Annotated in this window: 18 protein-coding genes and 3 tRNA genes; 7 read left to right on the top strand and 14 right to left on the bottom strand. The window is 62.7% G+C overall.

Annotated elements, in window-relative coordinates; genetic code table 11:
* Window positions 1-284: 284 nt before the first annotated feature.
* The 3 genes from dnaQ to ACVWWQ_RS00555 are packed head-to-tail and all read right to left on the bottom strand — an operon-like array spanning window position 285 to window position 2,139.
* Window positions 285-989, bottom strand: a complete 705-nt coding sequence (gene dnaQ, locus ACVWWQ_RS00565; RefSeq protein ID WP_133950725.1) for a DNA polymerase III subunit epsilon — start codon at window positions 987-989, stop codon at window positions 285-287.
* Window positions 986-1,429 (bottom strand): ribonuclease HI, encoded by a 444-nt coding sequence (gene rnhA, locus ACVWWQ_RS00560; protein WP_133950727.1) that lies wholly within the window; start codon window positions 1,427-1,429, stop codon window positions 986-988. Before rnhA ends, dnaQ begins: the two co-directional genes overlap by 4 nt.
* Before the next feature lie 23 nt (window positions 1,430-1,452).
* Entirely contained in the window at window positions 1,453-2,139 is a 687-nt protein-coding gene (locus tag ACVWWQ_RS00555; protein ID WP_133950728.1) for a methyltransferase domain-containing protein, read from the bottom strand.
* A 245-nt stretch (window positions 2,140-2,384) separates the two neighbouring features.
* Here ACVWWQ_RS00555 and gloB point away from each other — a divergent pair, with 245 nt between their 5' ends.
* Together gloB and ACVWWQ_RS00545 are read left to right on the top strand one after the other, a co-directional pair.
* Window positions 2,385-3,149: a hydroxyacylglutathione hydrolase gene (gloB, locus tag ACVWWQ_RS00550; RefSeq protein WP_133951007.1), complete on the top strand. Its 765-nt coding sequence runs from the start codon at window positions 2,385-2,387 to the stop codon at window positions 3,147-3,149.
* A gap of 203 nt (window positions 3,150-3,352) precedes the next feature.
* The gene (locus ACVWWQ_RS00545; RefSeq protein ID WP_133951009.1) at window positions 3,353-4,348 is read left to right on the top strand and encodes a transglycosylase SLT domain-containing protein; all 996 of its coding nucleotides are present in this window, start codon (window positions 3,353-3,355) and stop codon (window positions 4,346-4,348) included.
* 123 nt (window positions 4,349-4,471) lie between these two features.
* Here the strand turns inward: ACVWWQ_RS00545 and ACVWWQ_RS00540 are convergent, their stop codons facing one another.
* From ACVWWQ_RS00540 to gstA, 10 genes are all read right to left on the bottom strand, one after another.
* Window positions 4,472-6,373, bottom strand: a complete 1,902-nt coding sequence (locus tag ACVWWQ_RS00540; RefSeq protein WP_133950730.1) for a SurA N-terminal domain-containing protein — start codon at window positions 6,371-6,373, stop codon at window positions 4,472-4,474.
* Window positions 6,374-6,511: 138 nt separating this feature from the next.
* Window positions 6,512-6,588 (bottom strand) — tRNA-Asp (locus ACVWWQ_RS00535).
* A 9-nt stretch (window positions 6,589-6,597) separates the two neighbouring features.
* Window positions 6,598-6,672 (bottom strand) — tRNA-Val (locus ACVWWQ_RS00530).
* A 19-nt stretch (window positions 6,673-6,691) separates the two neighbouring features.
* The gene (locus tag ACVWWQ_RS00525; protein ID WP_099652352.1) at window positions 6,692-6,964 is read right to left on the bottom strand and encodes an HU family DNA-binding protein; all 273 of its coding nucleotides are present in this window, start codon (window positions 6,962-6,964) and stop codon (window positions 6,692-6,694) included.
* Between the two features lie 341 nt (window positions 6,965-7,305).
* Window positions 7,306-9,777 carry an endopeptidase La gene (gene lon / locus ACVWWQ_RS00520; protein WP_133950732.1) on the bottom strand — a complete coding sequence of 824 codons (2,472 nt, stop codon included), beginning with the start codon at window positions 9,775-9,777 and terminating at the stop codon, window positions 7,306-7,308.
* 168 nt (window positions 9,778-9,945) lie between these two features.
* On the bottom strand, window positions 9,946-11,238 hold the full coding sequence (clpX, locus tag ACVWWQ_RS00515; RefSeq protein WP_099652354.1) for an ATP-dependent Clp protease ATP-binding subunit ClpX: 1,293 nt from the start codon (window positions 11,236-11,238) through the stop codon (window positions 9,946-9,948).
* A gap of 109 nt (window positions 11,239-11,347) precedes the next feature.
* Window positions 11,348-11,977 carry an ATP-dependent Clp endopeptidase proteolytic subunit ClpP gene (gene clpP, locus ACVWWQ_RS00510; RefSeq protein ID WP_099652355.1) on the bottom strand — a complete coding sequence of 210 codons (630 nt, stop codon included), beginning with the start codon at window positions 11,975-11,977 and terminating at the stop codon, window positions 11,348-11,350.
* A gap of 49 nt (window positions 11,978-12,026) precedes the next feature.
* Window positions 12,027-13,319, bottom strand: coding sequence for a trigger factor (gene tig, locus ACVWWQ_RS00505; RefSeq protein ID WP_133950734.1), 1,293 nt, complete (start codon window positions 13,317-13,319; stop codon window positions 12,027-12,029).
* A gap of 90 nt (window positions 13,320-13,409) precedes the next feature.
* Window positions 13,410-13,494 (bottom strand) — tRNA-Leu (locus ACVWWQ_RS00500).
* 355 nt (window positions 13,495-13,849) lie between these two features.
* Window positions 13,850-14,461, bottom strand: a complete 612-nt coding sequence (gstA, locus tag ACVWWQ_RS00495; protein WP_133950736.1) for a glutathione transferase GstA — start codon at window positions 14,459-14,461, stop codon at window positions 13,850-13,852.
* 189 nt (window positions 14,462-14,650) lie between these two features.
* Between gstA and ACVWWQ_RS00490 the strand changes: the two genes are divergently transcribed.
* Window positions 14,651-15,040 (top strand): winged helix-turn-helix transcriptional regulator, encoded by a 390-nt coding sequence (locus ACVWWQ_RS00490; protein WP_133950738.1) that lies wholly within the window; start codon window positions 14,651-14,653, stop codon window positions 15,038-15,040.
* A 64-nt stretch (window positions 15,041-15,104) separates the two neighbouring features.
* Here ACVWWQ_RS00490 and cysK read toward each other — a convergent pair whose 3' ends face one another.
* A complete protein-coding gene (gene cysK, locus ACVWWQ_RS00485; protein ID WP_133950740.1) occupies window positions 15,105-16,046 on the bottom strand; it encodes a cysteine synthase A in 942 nt (313 codons plus the stop codon).
* Window positions 16,047-16,441: 395 nt separating this feature from the next.
* Between cysK and ACVWWQ_RS00480 the strand changes: the two genes are divergently transcribed.
* The 4 genes from ACVWWQ_RS00480 to ACVWWQ_RS00465 all read left to right on the top strand — a co-directional run bounded on the left by ACVWWQ_RS00480 (window position 16,442) and on the right by ACVWWQ_RS00465 (window position 22,861).
* Window positions 16,442-17,437 (top strand): LysR substrate-binding domain-containing protein, encoded by a 996-nt coding sequence (locus tag ACVWWQ_RS00480; RefSeq protein ID WP_133950742.1) that lies wholly within the window; start codon window positions 16,442-16,444, stop codon window positions 17,435-17,437.
* 126 nt (window positions 17,438-17,563) lie between these two features.
* Window positions 17,564-18,760 (top strand): cupin domain-containing protein, encoded by a 1,197-nt coding sequence (locus ACVWWQ_RS00475; RefSeq protein ID WP_133950744.1) that lies wholly within the window; start codon window positions 17,564-17,566, stop codon window positions 18,758-18,760.
* A gap of 10 nt (window positions 18,761-18,770) precedes the next feature.
* Window positions 18,771-19,721: a GNAT family N-acetyltransferase gene (locus ACVWWQ_RS00470; RefSeq protein WP_133950746.1), complete on the top strand. Its 951-nt coding sequence runs from the start codon at window positions 18,771-18,773 to the stop codon at window positions 19,719-19,721.
* Window positions 19,722-20,020: 299 nt separating this feature from the next.
* Complete coding sequence (locus tag ACVWWQ_RS00465; protein ID WP_133950748.1) at window positions 20,021-22,861, top strand: 2-oxoglutarate dehydrogenase E1 component; 2,841 nt, start codon at window positions 20,021-20,023, stop codon at window positions 22,859-22,861.
* The last annotated feature ends 13 nt before the right edge of the window (window positions 22,862-22,874 follow it).

The raw sequence follows: 22,874 nt of genomic DNA, 5'->3' as shown, positions 1-22,874 counted from the left end.
TTTGTCAGGTTGTACGCTACGGCATGAGACGGCATGAATCAGTGGCTAGGCGGCCACCCTCTCCGCCATAAAAAGCAAACGCCCCCTCGTGGGGCGTTTTGCTTTTATGGCGGAGGGCCCGGCATGAACCAATCGGCATGCGGGCCGAAGCTGGCCGCCGCAGGCTGGCCCCGCGGCGGGCGCACAGGGGCCCGACTCACGAACGCGCCGAACAATCTCACCGCCCCCGCACGACCATCCCATCCTGCGCAGACGCCCGGCCATTCAAGAACGATGGCCAAGCATCACGCCCCTCGCCATACACTTATCCCACCGGCACTCTTGTCCAGCGCATCCAGCCTCCGCTCGTGCGAGGCCAATTCTTCCGGCGATGCGCGCAGAACCCGCGGCCGCGCAAGCAACACGACGGGTGCAGCCACCATCACGTCATGCTGCTCCGAAGCCCGTTCGAACCCGAGATCGAGAGCCACCTGGCCCGACGTCATGGCCAGATAGACATCAGCCAGCAACTGGGCGTCTATCAGACCACCGTGCAGGTCACGTCGGGAGTTGTCGACGCCCAGTCGCTTGCACAGCGCGTCGAGGCTGTTGCGCTGGCCGGGATAGCGCTCGCGTGCCATCGCCAGCGTGTCAAGCACCGTGCAGCGATCGCTGATCTTGCCGCCATGCTCGCCCAGTCGGCTCAATTCGGCATCGAGAAACCCGACGTCGAAGCTGGCATTGTGAATGACCAGCTCTGCACCATCGATGAAATTCAGAAACTCGTCCACCACGTCCGGGAAACGCGGCTTGTCGAGCAGAAACTCATCCTCGATGCCGGTCACCAGGCGCGCACCCTCGTCGATCGCCCGATCCGGGTTCAGGTAGGTCTGGTAGTGCCGGCCGGTCAGGCGGCGCTCGATCATTTCGACGCAGGCAATTTCCACCAGCCGGTGCCCTTGACGGACTTCAAGACCGGTGGTTTCGGTATCGAGAATGATCTGCCTCATGCCTGGCCCTTCATTGCCTCGGCCTGCTCGCGTGCCGCCTGGTCGACGCGTTCGTTCTCGGCGTGGCCGCTGTGGCCTTTCACCCACTTCCAGCGCACCTGATGGGCGGTGACCGCGTCAGACAGTCGTTGCCACAGATCCTGGTTCTTCACCGGTTTTTTGTCCGCGGTGCGCCAGCCATTGGCACGCCATTTCGGCATCCACTGCTCGATGCCCTGCATCACGTAACGCGAATCGGTGGTGAGAATGACGTGGCAGGGGCGTTTCAATGTCTCCAGCGCCCCGATCGCGGCCATCAACTCCATCCGGTTGTTGGTGGTCGCCGGCTCGCCGCCCGCCACCATCCGCTCGCTGCCTTTGGCGCGCAGCAGCGCCGCCCAGCCGCCAGGCCCCGGATTACCCAGGCAGGCACCGTCGGTAAATGCTTCCACTTCACTCATGGGTTCTGCATGTTCCTTGAAAATCAATGGGACGCACCGCGTCGAGCCGTCGGCGAAAGTTGACCGTTGGTTTGCACGCGTATTTTTTCCGAGCGCAATCGCACCAGCATCGCGGGCCGGGTGCGCTTGCGCGCCACCAAGACATAACCACCACCGAAAGGGTTGCCCGGCTTGCGGCGCATCGCTCCCGCTTCGGGCCATGCGCTGCCGATCCGCTGCACTTGTTCGATCGTCATGCCCGCACGCGCCAATCGGTGTCGCAAACGCCAGGGCATGTGCAGTGCGAGCGACCCGCCACGACGACGCCAATGCAGCCATGGCGCCCAGAAGCTCAGCGGATGGATGCCCGTCAATGCCAGCGCCCCTCCGGGTGCCAGCACCCGAATGGCTTCATCAAGCAGCGCCGAAGGATGCGGTGCCACCTCCAGCGCGTGCCGCACGAGCACCAACTCGAATGCCTCGTCGAGAAAAGGCAGCGGCTCGTCCGCCGCCCCCTGCAGATCGCCGCCATATCGATGGCGCCGCAACACCAGGGAGGTCCAGCAACCCAGCAACGGCAGTGCCGGGGGAGCACCATGATGCGATGCACCCACCAACAAGGCATGCGTGCCGGCGCAGCGCTGAAGACCCGGCTTCAATACCTTGAGCTGGTCCTCCAGCAAGCGAAGCATGGGTGGGCTGGAATAGAGCTCTTCATCGCGTTGCTGCATGGAAACCGATCCGCCCTTTTTCTCTTTGCACAGTGTAGCGGCTGATCCCCGGCTACGAAGATCACGATCGAGGCGGACCTGCCGCACGCAGCTGAACAACCCTCTCGCCCCTTAACGATCTTCTAACGAGTCCTCAGCATCGCCAAACTATAGTCGACCGCCTCATGCGCGACCGGGAAGGCTGCGTCTATCGTTCCTGGAAGTTCTCGCGCTCGCGACAGCTTCCCAACGCAGCGGATTCCCTCGTGCATCTTCTTCCGTTACCGGCACTGACCGACAACTATATCTGGCTGCTGCATGACGACGAGCGAAACGCGCTCGTCGTCGATCCGGGCGACGCGGCCGTTGTGGAGAGCGCATTGGCAACGCATGAACTCCAACTGCGTGCCATCTTGCTCACCCATCATCATCCCGACCATATTGGCGGCATGCCTGCCTTGCGAGAGCGTCACCAGGTGCCGGTCTACGCTCCGCTGGATGACCGCATCGAGGCGCCTGTCATTGAAGTCTGCGACGGCGAGTGCATCGAACTGGCTTCACCGGCCATCCGCTTCGAGGTCATGGAAATCCCGGGCCATACGCTCACCCACATCGCCTTCGTGGGAGCCGGCCTGCTGTTCTGTGGCGACACCTTGTTCAGCCTGGGCTGCGGGCGCCTGTTCGAAGGCAGCCCGGCGCAGATGCTCGAATCCCTGGATCGTCTATCGCGATTGCCGGCGGAAACCCTGGTCTGCGCGGGGCATGAGTACACCGAAGCAAACGCACGATTCGCGCGCACCGTCGAACCGCTCAACAACGACTTGCTTGAGCGACGGGATCAGGTGGCCGCTCTGCGGGAAGCGGGCCGCCCGACATTGCCGGTGGCGCTTGGCAGCGAGCTGGCATGCAACCCTTTCTTGCGGGTCGACGCGGATGAAGTCATCGCTTGGGCCCGACGACAAGGCAGCGAGGAGAATCGTGTCGGCCGCTTCACCACCCTGCGCCAAGCCAAGGACGGTTTTCGCGGATGAAGCCCACCATCCGACTTCTCCCTCTGACCTTGTCGGTCGTGCTCGCAGCCTGCGCAAGCGCGCCGCCACAGCAGTCCGCGCCACCCGCCAAAGCGAAGCCACCCATCGCGGTGCTGCCCGCGCAAGCTCCCACTGAGCCCGCTGAAAACCCGCCGCCCGCCGAAGGCAGCGACGTCTGGCAACGCTTGCGGGGAAGTTTTGCGATGCCCGGTTGTGATGCGGACCCGGCGGTGCTTGGTTGGGCCAGACGCTACACCCGCAATCCACAGCAATTCCAGAGCCAGTTGCAGGCCGTGCTGCCACGCCTCGCGTACGTGCAGAAAGTGGCGGATCGCTATGAAGTGGCCGGGGAATTCGTGCTTCTGCCCTGGGTGGAAAGCCACTTCCGTCCCATCGCGGGGCGAAAACAACGGCCCGCCGGGATGTGGCAGCTCATGCCGGTCACTGCCGGATCGCTCGGACTGCGCGTGGATCGCCACTACGACGGTCGACTGGACGTGCCCGCCTCGGCCAACGCCGTAATGAAATTGCTCGAGCAATACCACCGGCAGTTCGGTGACTGGCGAGTGACTGACTACGCCTATAACGCTGGTGAATTTGCCATACGAAAAGCACTTCGAAAGCATGGGAAGCCACCGCAACAACCCGCCATCCCGGATCTTCCGGTGCGCAAGGTAACGCGTGAACACCTGACCAAATTGCTGGCGATTGCCTGCGTGATTCGTGAGCCGGAACGCTTCAACGTGAGTCTGCCCACGCTGCCCGGCGAACAGCGTCTCGTCCAGGCCGGTGTTCCGCAATCCATGTCGCTGGCCTGGGCGGCTGACCGCGCCGGCATGACGCTGGAGGCACTGAAACGACTGAATGGTGCTTTTGCCGGTGACATGGTGGACACCGCGGCGGCCTCTTATCTGATGATGCCTGCCGCGCATGCCCGCCGGTTCAACGGTGCGCTGGTGGACCTGGCCAGTACCGGCAACAGCGATGTGACTCTGCAAAACCAGGCCAGCGATGCTTCGCCTGCCCTCCCGCCGACCCGCAAGAAGCCACCCCGACGCCATACCGTGAAAGCGGGCGACAGCTTGTGGCAAATCGCCCGCAAGTATTCGGTCAAAGTCGATCAGCTCAAGCGATGGAACCACCTGGAGAATCACGCACTGAAGCCCGGGCGGAAACTGCTCATCAGCGCGCCAGATTGAAGGCGGCAAATGGCCGGCAGCATCGGCTGTCAGCTCAGGCCGCGAGCGACCAGATCCTGCAAAAGAAAAGAAGGACGGCCTTGGCCGTCCTTCGCTTTTTCCGACTCTGCAAGCCAGCTTCGATTAAAGCCGCTGCTTGTTGATCTTGATCTCGGTCTTCTTCTTCAAGTGATCGATCAATTCGCGCGTTGCCTCGTAACCGTACGCCTGCGCCATCTGCTGGCGCAGCGCCGCGCGCTGCTCAGGCATCAACTTGGACAGGTCACCGTCCTGCACCTTGTCCACCGCCAGCAAGGCGTAGCTGCCATTCAACATGTCGACCGCGGCAAATTGCGGCTTGTTCGCCACCGGATGCGGCAGCAGGAACGCCTGCGTCAGCAGGGGCGCCGGGAGCTGCGAATGCCGCACGGCTTCATTCAAGGTGGTGACGGTGGTGCCGAAGGACTTGGCCACCTCATCCATCGTTTCACCCTTGCGCAGGCGGCTCACCGCCTCATCGGCCTGTTTCTTCTCCACCGCAGCCATGCGCTGATCGAGAATCTTCTGTTGCACATCTGCGCGCACCTCCGCCAACGGCTTGGCCGCTGCCGGGACGTGCTTGTCGATGTGAATGACCACGGAGTGGTTGTTGCCCAGGTCGATGAGGGCCGAATTGTTACCCTGCGCCAGCACGTCATCACTGAAAGCCGCAGCGATCACCTTCGGGTTCGCGGCCAGGCCTTCGCCGCCCTTGCGCGAGAACAATTCCGTGGTCTTGATGGGCGTCTTCAGCGCTACCGACGCCGGCTCGAGCGAACTGGGATTCTGGTAGGTATTGTCGGACATCTTGCCGGCAACGTCGTTGTAGTTGCGGTCGCGATCGGCCGAGGTCACTTCCTTGACCAGTTGGTCGCGCACTTCTTCAAACGGCTTGGACTCGCCACTGCGCACATCACGCAGCCAGATGATGTGGTAACCATCCGTGGAAAGCACCGGCTTGGAAACCTGTCCCTTCTGCAGCGCAAACAGAGCCGAATCGAAAGCTTCGTTGGTGACGCCCTTCTCAAGCCACCCCAAGTCGCCTCCCATACGGCGCGAGCCGAGGTCCTGCGAATCCTGTTCAGCGAGTTTGGCAAAGTCCGAAGGATTGGCTTCGGCAGCGATCTTGTCCGCTTTCGCCAACGCGGCTTTCTGCTGTTCCGGCGTGGCATTGGCGGGCACGTTGATCAGGATGTGCGAGGCAAGACGCTGCTCCGGTTGCACGAAGCGCTGCTTTTCGCTCGCGTAGCGCTTGCGCAGCTCATCGTCGCTCGGCTGCGCGGCCAGCGGCAGATCCGCACCAATCACTTCAAGGTACTTCAGCGAAACCATTTCAGGCGTCATGTAATCGGCCTGATGCGCCTTGTACCAGGTCTCGATTTCGGCGTCGCTTACCGTGCTGTTTTCGAGCTTCGGATGCTGCAACTGGAAGTAACGCAGGTCGCGACGCTGTGCCTGCAGCTTCAGGAACTGGTCAAGCTGCGCATCGCTGACGATGGTGCTGGCATTGATGGCCGAGGGCAGCAACTGGATTGCCAGTGATGAGCGTATCTCGTTTTCAAACGTTTCCGGCGTCTTGTACTGGCTGGTCAACCAGGCCTTGTAGCTTGTCGCGTCAAACTGGCCGTTGACCTGAAACGCCGGAATCGACGCGATGTAGTCGCGCACCTGACTGTTGGAAACCCGCAGGCCCCAATCCGCGTTAGCCTGCTGAAGCACTTGCTCATCGACCATGCCGTCGAGAATGCGCAGCTTGGTCTCGGTCTTCTCGAACGTGCTGGAATCGAACTGGTCACCCTGCTCTGCAACCGCCTGTTGCCGCAACTGGTTGACACGATCCTGAAAGGCGCGCTGGTCGATCTCGTGCTTGCCGACCTTGGCCACGTAGGCATCGTCGTGCGACATGAAGTAGCTCTCCATGCCAAACAGCGACATCGCAAAGACGCAAACCCCGAGAAGGATGATGGATGGCCATCCATGCATCTTGTTACGCATTGCCTGCAGCATCGAAATCTTCCCGCAAGATGGTGAAAGCGCGTGGCGCGCAAAAAGCTCAATTCAACGGAACGATGCGCCGCACAAGACACTGCACGGAAGTGCACCGCTCAAATGACAAGGGCGCCACGCGGGCGCCCTTGCGAACTGTGGCGGAGTGGACGGGACTCGAACCCGCGACCTCCGGCGTGACAGGCCAGCATTCTAACCAACTGAACTACCACTCCGCATTTTTCTGGTGGGTGCTGTAGGGATCGAACCTACGACCACCGCCTTGTAAGGGCGACGCTCTACCGCTGAGCTAAGCACCCGAAACCAAGCGTCAGCCGCTTAGTTTAGGGCATCCTTCAGAGTCTTGCCAGCCTTGAAAGCAGGCACTTTCGAGGCTTTGATCTTGATCGCTTCGTTGGTGCGCGGGTTGCGACCGGTACGGGCAGCGCGCTGGCGCACGGTGAACGTGCCGAAGCCGACAACCGAGACATCCTCACCGCCCTTCAACGACTTCTGCACGGTCTCGAAAAAGGCTTCCAGCGCACGGCCAGCGTCGGCCTTGGTCAGCTCGGCCTTCTCGGCAATGGCATTGATCAGATCGGTTTTATTCATTGAGAAAACTCCCTCGTTCGGATTTCGTCGACGCGGTCAGCAAAATGACCAGACAGCGCCGGCATGGATGATTGGCTTGCAGGATGCCAAGAAGCAACCCCGCATCGCTGCGCTGACGGACAACGCCGGGACTGCGGTATCGCCTTTATACCAGTGCGTTGCCGGAAGGCGCAACACAAGTCACAGCAAGGTTTTAGCCAGATCGGACCGTTGCCAATCCGCTTGCAAAACCCGCACTGAACGACTATGGAAAACTTCGCCCAACAACAGTGAACGTGCACGGGAACGCCACGCGCGAGCGTGGCATCCCTGCAGACCGCGAGACATACGCAGACGCGGACTCAATGGGTCAACGAATGCGCTTCGGACGAATCGCCCGAGACGGCGGCCGGAGTCTCGGCCTTGGCGGCGTTCGGCTGCAACGGTCGTTCCAGCGCGATGTCCAGCACCTCATCGATCCATCGGACCGGATAGATCTGCATGGACGAAGTGATGTTCGCCGGCATGTCGACCAGATCCTTCTTGTTGTCCTCCGGGATGATCACCGTGGTGATCCCGCCACGATGGGCCGCCAGAAGCTTTTCCTTCAGCCCGCCGATCGGCAGCACCCGACCACGCAGCGTGATCTCGCCGGTCATGGCAACCTCGGAGCGTACCGGCACCTTGGTCAGCACCGACACCAGGGCCGTGCACATCGCGATGCCCGCGCTGGGACCATCCTTCGGTGTCGCTCCCTCGGGCACATGAATGTGTACGTCAAGCTTCTGATGGAACTCGGGATCGATGCCCAGCTGGTCCGCACGCGCACGCACCACGGACAACGCCGCCTGGATCGACTCCTTCATGACATCACCGAGCTGGCCGGTATGCACCAACCTGCCCTTGCCCGGCACGACCGAGCCCTCGATGCTGAGCAGCTCGCCGCCGACCTGGGTCCAGGCGAGACCGGTGACCAGACCCACCTCGTTCTGCAGCTCCTTGCGACCGAAGTCGAAGCGACGCACGCCCAGGTAATGGTCGAGGTTGTCCGATGTCACCTTGGCGGTGTCCGGAACCGCCTTCGCCTTGGCCCGGGTCGTCTTGGCAGCCACCTTGGCCTTCGCCTTCCTGACCTGACCGAGGGTCAGCTCCTTGACCACTTTGCGACAGATCTTGGAAACCTCGCGCTCCAGGTTGCGCACACCCGATTCGCGCGTGTAGTAGCGCACGATGTCGCGCAGGGCGCCCTCGGTGACACTGAGCTCTTCCGGCTTCAGACCATTGGCCTTGAGCTGCTTGGGCAGCAGATATTTCTGCGCAATGCCGAGCTTTTCATCCTCGGTATAGCCGGGAATGCGGATGACCTCCATGCGATCCAGCAACGGCCCGGGAATATTCAAGGAGTTGGCAGTGGCAATCCACATCACCTCCGACAGATCCAGGTCGACTTCAAGATAGTGATCGTTGAAGGCGTGGTTCTGCTCCGGATCCAGCACCTCAAGCAGGGCGGAAGAAGGATCGCCGCGGAAGTCCATCGACATCTTGTCGATTTCATCCAGCACGAAGAGCGGGTTTTTCGCTCCGACCTTGTTGATGTTCTGCACGATGCGACCAGGCATGGAACCAATGTACGTCCGCCGATGGCCGCGGATCTCCGCCTCGTCGCGCACGCCGCCCAGACTCATGCGGACAAACTTCCGGTTGGTCGCCTTGGCGATCGACTGTCCCAATGAGGTCTTGCCCACGCCCGGCGGGCCGACCAGGCACAGGATCGGCCCCTTCATCACCGACACGCGCTGCTGAACGGCGAGGTATTCCAGAATCCGCTCCTTGACCTTCTCCAGACCGAAGTGGTCGGCATCCAGGACTTCCTGGGCCAACTGCAGATCCTTGCGCACCTTGCTGCGCTTTTTCCACGGCACACCCACGAGCCAGTCGAGGTAGTTGCGCACGACCGTCGCCTCAGCCGACATCGGCGACATCTGCTTGAGCTTGTTGAACTCCTGGCGCGCCTTGGCCAGCACGGGCTTGGGCATGCCCGAGCCCTCGATCTTCTTCTGCAGCTCCTCGACCTCATTCGGGCCATCCTCGCTGTCACCCAGTTCCTTCTGGATGGCCTTCATTTGTTCGTTGAGGTAGTACTCGCGCTGGCTCTTCTCCATCTGCGATTTCACGCGGCCGCGGATGCGCTTCTCGACCTGCTGCAGGTCCATCTCGCCATCGACCAGACCGATGAGCAACTCCAGGCGCTGGCCGACGTCGGCCGTCTCCAGCACCTTCTGCTTGTCCGCCATGCGCACGGAAAGATGCGCGGCAATCGAGTCTGCAACACGCGATGGATCGTCGATGCCTGACAGGCTGGCAAGTACTTCCGGCGGCAGCTTGCGGCTCTGCTTGACCAGTTGCTCGAACAGCGAAATGAGCGTGTGCGACACCACGTCGAGCTCGCGCTCCTTCGCGTTGTAGACCGGTTCGATCACGCGCGAACGCGCGGTCAGCATGCCGTCCTGTTCCTTGAAATCCTCGACGGACACGCGCGACTGACCCTCGACCAGCACCTTGACGGTGCCATCGGGCAGTTTCAGCAGCTGGAGCACGCCAGCCAGGGTGCCGATCTGATGTAGATCGGAAATCTCCGGATCATCGATGTCCGGGCTTTTCTGTGCGACCAGCAGAATTTGCCGCTCGCCCTCCATGGCGCGCTCCAGTGCACGCATGGACTTGTCGCGACCGACGAAGAGCGGGATAACCATGTGCGGATAAACCACCACGTCGCGCAGCGGCAATACCGGCAGAGCGTCCAGCGCAGCAGGAAGGGGGGCGTTCTTGGCCATGAAAGAGGGGTCCCTCGGTCAGTTGTGCGTTCCACCCGACACTGCGCCGGGCATCCCAACTCGTCAAGTGGAGGCGGCCGCTGCCCTAGTCAAGGTTGAGCGACCACCAAAAAAGAAACGGCCCCGGGCAAAACACCGGAGCCGTGTTCATGCAGAGACCGCGAACGATCAGGCGGCGTCGCCGCCCTCACCCGCCACGCGCTGCTGCAGATTGCCGCGATAAATCAGATAGGGTTCGGCCTGCCCCTCGATCACGGCGTCATCCACCACCACCTTGCTGACATGCTCCAGCGACGGCAGTTCGTACATGGTGTCCAGCAGTACCTGTTCCAGAATGGTGCGCAGGCCGCGGGCACCCGTCTTGCGCTTCAGCGCCTTGCGGGCGATCGCTTCCAGAGCCTCCGGACGGAACTCCAGCTCCACCTCTTCCATCTCGAACAGCTTCTTGAACTGCTTGGTGACGGCGTTCTTCGGCTCGGTGAGAATCTTCACCAGCGCCGGCTCGTCCAGCTCATCCAGGGTCGCAACCACCGGCAGGCGGCCGACAAACTCGGGGATCAAGCCGAAGCGAACCAAGTCGGCGGGCTCGACTTCAGCCAACACCTTGCCAAGGTTTTCGGTGCGTTCCTTCGAACGCACTTCGGCGGAGAAGCCGATGCCCGTGGTTTCGGAACGCTGCTGGATGACCTTGTCCAGGCCGGCAAACGCACCGCCGCAGATGAACAGGATGTTCTTCGTGTCCACCTGCAGGAATTCCTGCTGGGGATGCTTGCGGCCACCCTGCGGCGGTACCGACGCCAGCGTGCCCTCGATCAGCTTCAACAGTGCCTGTTGCACGCCTTCGCCGGACACATCGCGCGTGATCGACGGGTTCTCGCTCTTGCGCGAAATCTTGTCGATTTCATCAATGTAGACGATGCCCGACTGCGCCTTCTCGACGTCGTAATCGCACTTCTGCAGCAACTTCTGGATGATGTTCTCGACATCCTCGCCCACGTAACCGGCTTCGGTCAGCGTGGTGGCGTCGGCGATCGTGAACGGCACATTGAGCAGGCGCGCCAGCGTTTCAGCCAGCAGCGTCTTGCCCGAACCGGTCGGACCGATCAGCAGGATGTTCGACTTGCCCAGTTCGATGTCGTCGCTCTTCTGGCGCGACTCGATCCGCTTGTAATGGTTGTACACCGCCACCGCCAACGCCTTCTTGGCACGGCTCTGGCCCACCACGTACTGATCCAGCGACTCGCGGATCTCCTTGGGCTTGGGCAACTGGGTGCGCCCCGAGGCGGCCTTTTCTTCCAGTTCCTCGCGAATGATGTCGTTGCAGAGCTCCACGCACTCGTCGCAGATGAACACGGACGGACCCGCGATCAGCTTGCGCACTTCATGCTGGCTCTTGCCACAGAAAGAGCAATAGAGAATCTTCCCGCTGTCGCTGGAACGTCCCTGCCGGTCGTCACTCATACTCTCGATCCCGCTGGTAAATCTGGATGCGCCGCGAGAATAACACAGGGCTCCACGTCTGCCTGCAGACGCGGAGCCCCTCTCGTGACCGTGGTGTGAAAACCGGAACTCAGGCGGATTTCACCGTCTCGCCAGCGCGCTTGTCGAGCACTTCATCGATCAGGCCATACGTTTTGGCATCCACCGCATTCATGAAGCGGTCGCGCTCCATGTCCAGCTCGATCTTCGCGAGCGGCTGGCCGGTGTGTTCGACGTACAGCTTGTTCAGGCGCTCGCGGATGTACAGGATTTCACGCGCCTGGATCTCGATGTCGGTAGCCTGACCCTGCGCGCCGCCGGAGGGCTGGTGGATCATGATGCGTGAGTTGGGCAGCGCGAAGCGCTTGCCCTTGGCGCCGGCCATCAGCAGGAACGAACCCATGCTGCATGCCTGGCCGATGCACATCGTGCTGACATTGGGCTTGATGAACTGCATCGTGTCGTAGATCGCCAGACCGGCGGTGACGGCACCGCCCGGGCTGTTGATGTAGAAGTTGATGTCCTTGTCCGGATTCTCGGATTCGAGGAACAGCATCTGCGCCACGATCAGGTTCGCGACCTGGTCATTGACCTCGCCCACCAGGAAGATCACGCGCTCTTTCAACAGGCGTGAATAGATGTCGTAGGAGCGCTCGCCGCGAGCGGTCTGCTCGACGACCATCGGTACCAAATTGAGGTTCTGGATCTGATCCATGGCCATGTTTGCAGCTCTCCGTTGATTCATCTGGCGCGATTGCCAGCCCGATTGCTCAGGCATTGACCGGACGCATCACCTCGTCGAACGTGAGATCCAGCTGGGTGGTCTTGGCATGGTCCGCCACCCACTCCGCCACCTGGTCTTCCATCACGCGATTCTGCAGCCCAGACATCAATTGGGGGTCGCCGTTGTACAGTTCAATGACCTGCTCCGGCTCTTCGTAGGTCGAGGCAATCGCGGCCAGCTGTTCAGCCACCCGCTTGCGATCGATCTTGATCTCCTGCTTGCGGGCAATCTCGCCCATCAGCAAACCGGCAACCACCCGCTGGCGGGCCATCGGCATGGCAGCCTCGATCAGCTGCGGCGGCGGCTGCTGACCCTGCGGCACGCTGCCGGCGGCCATGTTGCGGGCTTCGGACTGAACCATCAGCTTCGGCACGTCCAGCCCGGCATGCGTCACGGCAAGCTTTTCGGCCACTTCGGACTTCAGGCGACCCATCAACGCGGCTTTCAACTCACGCTCGAGGTTGGCGCGCACTTCCTTGCGGAAGGTTTCCAGATCGCCATCGGCGATGCCGAACAGCTTCGCGAAGTCGGTGTCGATGTCTGGCAACTTCGGTGCCTGCACCTTCAGGATGCTGAAAGTGACCTTGGCATTCTTGCCGGCAAGCTGATCGTTCCGGAAGTCTTCCGGGAACAGCACATCCGTCTCGAAACTGTCACCACCCTTGCGGCCGGTCAGTGCCTCGTCCAGCGCCTTGAACAGCGTACCGGAGCCCAGCACGCTGCCGGCGCGCTCCAGCCCCTCGGCCGGGAAGCGGTAGTCGCCCGCGCTGGCGGAGTATTCAAACATCACGAAATCACCTTCGGCCGAAGCGCGATCCACTTCGTCGAAGCTGCGACGCTGCTGGCGCAGGGTCTCCAGCATCTTGTCGATGTCCGCATCGCTGACTTCAGCTACCGGACGATTGATTTCCAGCGCGGCAACGTCGACCTGCGGAAACTCCGGCATGATTTCGAACGTGGCGGTGTAGGCAATCTCGCCATTTTCCGGCTTGCCGGTCGTATCGATGGCCGGGTTGGCGATCGGCTGCAGTTTTTCCTGCTGCACCGCCTCGCGCAACGTGCTGCCGATGAGATCGGACAACACTTCGCCCCGAACCTGATCGCCGAAACGCTGCTTGATCACCGTGGTGGGCACCTTGCCCGGGCGAAAACCCTTCAGGCGAACCGTGCGGCCCATTTCCGCGATGCGAGCGCTGACCTGCGTCTCAAACCGCTCAGCCGGAAATTTCACCGTGAGCTTGCGCTCGAGCGAGCCGATGTTCTCAACTGAAACCTGCATGACGTCTCCTGGTACTACCTGAATGTGGTGGGCCCGCACCGGCGCCATGGCGGCTGTGCCGCCCGAAAAACTAAGAAAATCAACGGGGCATGGTGCGAAAGGGGGGACTCGAACCCCCACGGGGTTAACCGCCAGAACCTAAATCTGGTGCGTCTACCAATTCCGCCACTCTCGCCTTGCCACCCTCGTCAAACGATCATAACCAGCTGATCTGCAAAGCCAATCCGATCTGCGAGGCGCAGACTGGTCATCACTTCACATCCCCAACGGTCGTGCCCGTCTAAGTCGATGATTCCCTTATACGAAAGCGGACCATTTTACGGTTGCGCGACGTTTCAGCACAAGCCATGCCAGACGATTCGATCCATCCCGCTTGCTGACACCTGTGCCGCCAATGACGGCGCGGGCGACTCCTGCTGTCGATCCACCCATATATAAGTGTGTAAGTGCCCCGCCGCATGGCAAGCCCTTCACCAAAAGGGCCGGCACCGCGAGGTACCAGCCCATGTCGGCGCATCGAACGATGTTGCCTAATTCTTGACCGGCGCCTCGGCGGACAAGGCAGCCTGCACCATCGGCCGCGCCGCGACACGTTGCTGGAACGCAGTCAGTGCCTTGAACGCGGACAGATCAAGGTCCGCGTGCTTCGCCCAGTTGGTCACGGTGAACAGATAGGCATCGGCGGCGGTGAAGTGATCGCCAACCAGCCAGTCCTGTTTCGCCAGCAAGGCATCGAGCATCGCATAACGCTTGCGCAGATACGCCTTGCGTTCCTCGCGGGTTTCGGCGCTGGTGGCCGGGTTGAACAACGGGCTGTAGGACTTGTGCAGTTCGGAATTGATATAGCCGAGAAATTCCTGCAAGTGATAGCGAGGCAAGGTGCCATTAGCCGGCGCCAGGCCACTTTCGGGCTTCTGGTCAGCCAGGTACTGCACGATCGCCGTGCCTTCGGTCAGCAGCTCACCGCTGTCCAGCTCCAACGCCGGCACATAACCCTTGGGATTGATCTGCATGAAATCGTCGCCGTTTTCGGTGCGCTTGGTCTTGCCGTCGACCTTGACCAGTTGCAGCGGAATGCCCGCCTCCAGCGCCACGATGTGCGGCGAGAGCGAGCAGGCACCAGGCATGTAATAGAGCTTCATGCGTTTCTCCAGTTTTGCAAACGAAAGGGGGAAAGGGACGAATCGCGACACCGTGTTAACGCAGGACGGACTGCAGCGCGGCAGCGAACATCTTAGCCAGAGTGGTTACTGCTGGATACCTGGTAACCCATGGTTAGTGCAGAATGCAGTATCCGCCAGGTTACCGGCATCCGCCGGAGGAACGTCCGCATGGGCCTGCCCGTCCGCAAGAGCAAGGTTTCCGCCCCGCCACCCGCCTGCCCGCTCACCAAAAGCCTGAATCTATTGCGCGGCGCCTGGGCGCCGAACGTCATCTGGTACCTCAGCGCCGAACCCCGCCGTTTCGGTGAATTGCGCCACGACATCCCGCGCATCTCGGCGCGAGTGCTCAGTGCGCGACTGCGCGAACTGGAAGCCCGCGGCATGGTCACGCGGCAGCTGCTGGATACCTCACCGCCGTCGGCCGAATATGCCCTGACCGAACTGGGTCGGGAGCTGCTGCCGGCCATTCTCGCGCTGGCCGGCGTCGGGCAGAAACTGATCGCGCAACGGGGTGTGGCAGCGCCCGCCGCGGCAAAGCCCGGCACTCGCGACAAGTGACAGCAAGGCCGCCGCCTCGAGTTCGGCCCAAGCCATCATCGCCGGGCGAGCGCCAGCCACCCGTTCACTCGACCTCGTCCGATCCTTCGTTGACGCCTTCAAACAGGAAGGTCGACAGATAGCGTTCGCCGGTGTCAGGCAGCATGGCCAGCAACACCGAGCCCTCTGGCGCGTCCCTGGCCACCGCCAGCGCAGCGGCCAGCGTGGCGCCGGAGGAAATACCGGCGAAGATGCCCTCGCGTTGCGCCAAGGCAAGTGAGGTGTCGCGAGCGAGCACGTCGTCGATCAACACGATCCGGTCGACCACCTGCGGATTCAGCACCGCCGGCACGAAGTCCGGGGTCCAGCCCTGAATCTTGTGCGGCGTCCATTCCTTGCCTGACAGCAGCGCGGCACCGGCCGGCTCGGTCGCGACCACCTGCACGTCCGGGCGCGCCACTTTCAGCACTTCGCCCACACCGGTCAGCGTGCCGCCGGTACCCCATCCACTGACAAAGTAATCCAGCCGCCGGCCGGCGAAGTCGCTCAGGATTTCCGGTGCGGTGGTCTGCCGGTGATACGCCGGATTGGCCGGATTCTCGAACTGATTGGAAAAGAACCAGCCATGCTTCTGCGCCAGCTCAAGCGCCTTCTCGACCATGCCCGTACCGCGGGCAGCGGCAGGCGTCAGTACCACCTTGCCGCCGTAAGCCCGGATCAGCTTGCGTCGCTCGATCGAGAAGGTCTCGGCCATCACCGCGACGAACGGATAGCCGCGCGCCGCGCAAACCGCAGCGAGCGCCACGCCGGTATTGCCGGAGGTGGCTTCGACCACCGTCTGGCCGGGCTGCAGCAAGCCGCGCTTTTCGGCGTCGAGGATGATCGCCAGCGCCAGCCTGTCCTTGACCGAGCCCGCGGGATTGAACGACTCCACCTTGACGTAGATTTCCACGTGGCTCGGTGCAAGTCGCCGGATGCGCACGATCGGCGTTTTGCCGATGGTATCGACGATGCTTTCATGAATCATGGCGGGTGGCCCTCCGGCGGGAAGAAACGGCGAGACAGGTGGGCATCATGCGCCTGCCGGGCACAAATATCCGCCAGCCACGACCAGAAAAGTGCAACTTCATGCGCCAAGGTCCCAACCTGTCTCGAAAGAGATGCGCAAGCTAACCAGTCCCACACCGATCGACAAATGACTTGTCGTTGCAGACATATGCCTCCATGTCATGAGCACGGCGCTCTTGACCACCAAGTCAAACAGCCGTATAGACGGCTGACCTTGAACACACCATCAGCAAGACCGTCTCACCCGCCGACATTTGCTGACCGGGCCCGGCGGACCCATCACGCTGAACGTCTCTCGCGAGGCGATGCACCCGCCCTTTGTTCGTCGTCCCGATCGCCCACGAGAGCATCATCATGACCTTGACCCAACTCCGCTATCTGGTTGCGATTGCCGATTCCGGCCTGAACATCACGCTGGCTGCCGAACGACTGCATGCCACCCAGCCGGGGTTGAGCAAGCAGCTGAGGCAACTTGAGGACGAGCTGGGTTTTCAACTGTTCGTGCGCAAGGGGAAAAGCCTGGACGCGGTAACCCATGCCGGCAGCCAGGTACTGGAACGCGCCCGCACCATCCTGGTCGAGGCGGCCAACATCCGCTCCATCGCCGCGAACCTGCGCAACGAGGCGCAGGGTGAGTTGCGCATTGCCACCACCCACACCCAGGCGCGGTTCGCCCTGCCAGCAGCGATCAGCGCGCTCAACCGGAGCTATCCGCATGTCAGCGTGCATCTTCAACCGGGCAGTGACAGCGAGGTGTTGGCGCAACTGGAAGCGGGCCGGGCCGATCTTGCCGTGGTCAGTACCGCCGGCAGCGCGCCGGGCTTCGGCATCGCGCTGCCGGCGTATCACTGGCACCGCGTCATCCTGGCACCGCGGGGGCATGCGCTGTCCAGTGATCGCCAGATCCTCTCGCTGGACGAGATTGTCCGGTTGCCCCTGATCAGCTACGAATCGTCGCTGCAGGCGGATTCCTCGCTGAGGCGTGCGTTCGAAGCGCGCGGCCTGCAACCACAGATCGCGATGACAGCCGGCGACGCCGATTTGATCAAGACCTACGTGCGTACCGGACTCGGCATCGGCGTACTGGCCGAGATGGCCATGCTGGACAGCGATACGGATTTGACGACACTGCCAGCCGATCACCTGTTTCCCCGATGCACCACATGGATCGTCCTGCCCCGCGACAGCGTACTGCGCGACTACACCCTGGATTTCATCGTTCGATTCGCACCGCACCTCGATCGTCGGGACGTCGCGCGCCTGCTCGCCGGTGACGAAGCGACCCTCGACGAAGCCAACGTGCCGCATTGGCGGCAGCGGCCACCCGCCACGCTCCCCAACGCGGCGTAGAACCCTTTCCCAGGCACCGGTCAATCTCCTGCGTCTTGGCCAGATAGTCGACCAGCGATGTGGATGCAGGACAAGTGAGCGGCCCTGTCCTGATCCGCCGGGCGCGTCCCCCGCTACAATGGGCGCATGACCAAGCCCCCTGTTTTCCCCATCGAAGTCCGCGGCTCTGCCAGGCAGCCCCTGGGCATGTCGCCCGCCCGTTTCCTGCGCGACTACTGGCAGAAGCGCCCGCTGCTGATCCGCCAGGCCTTTGCCGATTTTCGACCGCCGCTGCAGCCGGACGACCTGGCCGGGCTGGCCTGCGAACCTGCCGCACTGGCACGACTGATCGTGCACGACGAAAAGCGCGATCGCTGGCACGTCAACCCCGGCCCGCTCAGCGAAGCGGACTTCTCCAGCACCCCCGAAAGCAACTGGACCCTGCTGGTACAGGATGTCGACAAATGGGATGCCGACGTCGCCGCCCTGCTGCAGCACTTCAACTTCCTGCCCAGCTGGCGCGTGGACGATGTGATGGTGTCGTATGCCGAGCCTGGCGGCGGTGTCGGCCCTCATGTCGACCAGTACGACGTCTTCCTGATCCAGGGTCTCGGCCAGCGGCACTGGGCGATCAGCGATGACCCGCTTGCCCCGAAGGCATTCCGGCCCGACGTGGAACTGAAGCAGCTGGCGCAGTTCGAGCCTACCCACGAATGGCTACTTGACGCGGGCGACATCCTGTACCTGCCGCCGGGCATCGCGCACGACGGCGTGGCGTTCGGCGGTCCGTGCATGACCTTCTCGGTGGGCATGCGCGCGCCATCGCAGGCCGAATTGACCGGCGATTTGGCCGACTATATCGCCGAGCAGCTTCCCGATGAATTGCGTTACGCCGACCCGGACCTGAAACCGGCCAAGACCACCGGCGAGATCGAACGCGCCGCGCTGGAGCGACTGAAGAACGCCCTGCCGTTCGCTGCGGCCTTGCGCGAAGACCTGCTGCATGACTGGTTCGGTCGCTTCATCACCCGTTACCGCAACGCGCAGATTCCGGCACCGCTGGAGAAGCCGCTGACCGAGGCCGCGCTGACCAAACAGCTCGCTGCCGGCGCCCACCTGCTGCGACATCCATGGTCGCGGCTGGCCTGGTACCGCGGCAAACCCGCAGCGACCCTGTATGCAAGCGGCCATGCCTATCCCGCTACGCCGACGCTGGCGCAGGCGTTGTGCGAGGAGCGCGCATTCACCCCGGGCAAGAAGCTCAACGCGATCGAGCGCGACCTGCTTCTGGCGCTGGTCAATGATGGTCACCTGATCCCGCGAAAATCCCGCAAGCGTCGGTGAGCACCCGTCCATGAGGCTGCAGGACTTCCACATCGAGGTGGCCGACTGGTCGAATGACGACCAGCGCAACGCCCTGCTCAAGCTGCGTGAAACCGTGTTCATCCGGGAACAGGGCGTGCCTGAGCAGCGCGAACGCGACGGACTCGATGTGGATTGCCGGCATGTGCTGGCGCGTGACGGCAGTGGCCAACCGATCGGCTGCGGCCGGCTCACGCCCCACCACAAGATCGGCCGGATGGCGGTGCTGCGTGACTGGCGCGGGCGTGGCGTTGGCGTAGCCTTGCTGCGCGAACTGGTCGCCCACGCCCGCACGCAAGGCTGGCCGGAAGTGGCGCTCGACGCGCAAGTCAGCGCCACAGGGTTCTACGAACGCGAGGGTTTCGTGGCCCATGGCGAGGAATTCGAGGACGCCGGACTGCCCCACCGCGCCATGCGGCTGGCGCTGCCGGCAACGAGCGACGGGCCGGCACCGGTGCGCGACATCGGCATGCTCGCCGCCGGAACCCGCAGCGAGGCTGCCGCGGCCCGGCTGCAATTGCTCACCGACGCCCGTCGCGGGCTGGACATCTACCTGCCGTTCCTGGGCAATGACATGTACGCCAGCGCGGAAGAGCTGGCCGAACTGCGACGCATCGCGATCTCCGGCCGCGGCGCGCAGATCCGCATCCTGCTTCACGATCCGGCCGCCGCGCTGCGCAACGACCATCGCCTGGTAGCCCTGGCGCAACGTCTGCCCAGCACTATCCAGATTCGCACGCCAGTCGAGGACGCCGACCTGGCGTATTCCTCGGCCTATCTGCTCAATGACGTGGGTGGCTATCTGTTCCTGCCCGAAGCCGACCGCCAACGCGGCCGCGCGGCCCGCAGCGACCGCGCCAGCCAAGCGCCGCTGCAACAGCACTTCAATGAAGTGTGGGAGCGCGCCGAGCGCGCCAGCGAACTGCAGTCGCTGAATATCTGAGCGGGCTGAACCGCAGCTGGCCCGGTGGTCAGTGGGCGCCTGTCTGCACGATCCGACGCAAACCCCTTGAAAATGCGACTCGTGCGGGAAACCGGGTTAGACCTTGGTCTGAAAAACACCGCGGACTACCCGTCCGAGGCGGTGCGCGGGTTGCCGCGCCGCAGCAGGCAAAGGCTATAATCCCCGGGATTCTCTCCAGTCATCCGTATCCGCGGCCGGTCGGGCTTGAAACCCACTGGAAACCGCAATTTCAAAGTGACACGGATGACCGCAAGCATCCCTTCCCTGCCGGTGGTGACGTGACTACAAACCTGATCAGCGAGTTCCTCGAATCTTCCCAACTCGCAGGCGGAAACGCCGATTACGTTGAATCGCTGTATGACGCCTGGCTGGCCGACGCTTCGTCGGTTCCCGCCGAATGGGCCACGTATTTCGAGTCATTCAAGGGTCGCGAATCCGGGGATGTCGCCCACGGTTCCGCCATCGCTCGCATCGAAGCGGCACAAAAGCAGCGTCACGCCGGCGTTGCCGCCGCGCCGATGAGCGACGAGCACGCGCGCAAACAGGCAGGCGTGCTGCGCCTGCTCACGGCCTACCGCTCGCGCGGCCACCTGGCGGCCGACCTTGATCCACTGGGTCTGACCGAGAAGATGACGGCCCCGGACCTCGGCCTGGCCTTCCATGGCCTGTCCGATTCGGACATCGACACCGAATTCGATACCGGCAACTACGCCGGTGGCGGCAAGCGCCTGAAACTCCGCGACCTGCTTGCACGCTTGCAGAAGACCTACGCCAGCACGATCGGCGCCGAGTTCATGCACATCAGCAATCATGAACAGCGCAACTGGATCTACAGCCGGCTTGAACAGGCGGCCGGCCAGAGCGGTCTGGACAAGCCCGGCCAGCAGCGCGTGCTGGACGGCCTCACCGCCGCCGAAGGCCTGGAGCGCTACCTCCACACCAAATACGTGGGCCAGAAACGCTTCTCGCTGGAAGGCGGCGACAGCCTGATCCCGATGCTCGACGACGTGGTTCGCGCCGCCGGCGACAACGGCATCAAGGAGCTGGTGATCGGCATGGCCCATCGCGGCCGCCTCAACGTGCTGGTCAACATCCTCGGCAAGCCGCCGAAGACCCTGTTCGACGAGTTCGAAGGCAAGTTCGAGCACCCCGATGACCCCGCACATTCGGGCGACGTGAAGTACCACATGGGCTTCTCCGCTGACGTCAAGACGCCCAAGGGCGGCGTGCACGTGGCACTGGCGTTCAATCCGTCGCACCTGGAAATCGTCAACCCGGTGGTCTGCGGCTCGGTGCATGCGCGCCAGACACGTCGCCGCGACACCCTGCATGCGCAGTCAATGGCCGTGCTGATCCACGGCGACGCCGCGTTCGCCGGTCAGGGCGTGAACATGGAACTGCTGAACATGTCGCAGGCCCGTGGCTTCAAGATCGGCGGCAGCCTGCACATCGTGGTCAACAACCAGGTCGGCTTCACCACCTCCAATCCGCAGGACGCGCGCTCCACCATGTACTGCACCGACCTGGCCAAGATGGTCAACGCGCCGGTGTTGCACGTCAACGGTGATGACCCGGATGCGGTGATCCTGGCCACGCGGATCGCCTACGACTTCCGCAAGCAGTTCCGCCGCGACGTGGTGATCGACCTGGTCTGCTACCGCCGTCACGGCCACAACGAAGCCGACGAGCCGGCCGCCACCCAGCCGGTGATGTACCAGATCATCCGCAAGCGTCCGACCACGCGCGACCTCTACCAGCAGCAGCTGGTCAAGCAGGGTGTGCTGGCCGAAGGCGAGGCACAGAAGCAGTTCGAGGCCTATCGCGAGCGACTGGAAGCCGGTGCGCCGATGACCGACCTCGACCCTTCGCCGGTGCGCGACAGTCACGTCGACTGGGCACGCTTCCTTGGCGGCAAGCTGTCCCTGCCCACCGATACCACGGTGCCGAAGAAGAAGCTGCAGGAGCTTTCCAGCAAGATTCTCACCCTGCCCGCCGAGCTCACCCTGCAGGCGCGCGTGGCAAAAATCTACGACGATCGGCGCAAGATGGCCGCCGGCGAACTGCCGGCGGACTGGGGCTTCGCCGAAAACCTCGCCTACGCCACCCTGGTGGATGGCGGCTTCGACATGCGCCTGGTCGGCCAGGACTCCGGTCGCGGCACGTTCTTCCACCGCCATGCCGTGCTGCATGACCAGAAGGACGGCCATACCTACATGCCGCTGGCCAACTTGCGCGCCACCGCTGACGTCGAGGTGATCGACTCGCTGCTCAGCGAAGAAGCAGTCATGGCGTTCGAGTATGGCCACTCCACCACCGATCCCGACACGCTGAACATCTGGGAAGGCCAGTTCGGCGATTTCGCCAACGGCGCCCAGGTGGTGATCGACCAGTTCATCAGTTCCGGCGAAGCGAAGTGGAACCGCCTGTGCGGCCTCGCGCTCTTCCTGCCGCACGGTTATGAAGGCCAGGGTCCGGAGCATTCCTCGGCCCGCCTCGAGCGCTTCCTGCAGTTGTGCGCGTTCGACAACATGCAGGTCTGCGTGCCGACCACGCCAGCGCAGGATTTCCACATGATCCGCCGGCAGATGCTGCGTGCCGCACGCAAACCGCTGATCGTGATGACGCCGAAGTCGCTGCTGCGCCACAAGCTGGCCGTGTCCAGCCTGGACGAGCTGGCCAATGGCAGCTTCCAGCTGGTCATCGGCGAACATCGCAAGCTGGCCGCCAAGAAGGTCAATCGCGTAGTGCTGTGTTCCGGCAAGGTCTATTACGACTTGCTGGAGGAAGCCGGAAAACGTGATTTGGGCAACGTGGCCATCGTGCGCGTCGAGCAGTTGTACCCCTTCCCGCGCGAAGAGGTGACGGCGGAGCTGGCCAAGTATCCATCGGCCAAGGAAGTGATCTGGTGCCAGGAAGAGCCGATGAACCAGGGCGCCTGGTTCCAGATCCGCCATCACCTGCAGGCCTGCACCGGAAGCAAGCACAGCCTGTCGTATGCAGGACGTGCGCGCTCGCCGGCACCGGCCGCCGGCCATCACAACACCCACGTCGCCGAACAGTCAGCCCTTGTCGAACAGGCGCTCAGCACGCCGGTCGGCACCGACCACTCGGCAGAATAAGCTCCTTCAAATA

It is taken from the genome of Rhodanobacter sp. TND4EL1, assembly GCF_054061035.1.
The sequence above is the reverse complement of the archived record's forward strand: the minus strand, read 5'-3'. Positions and strand labels throughout refer to the sequence as shown.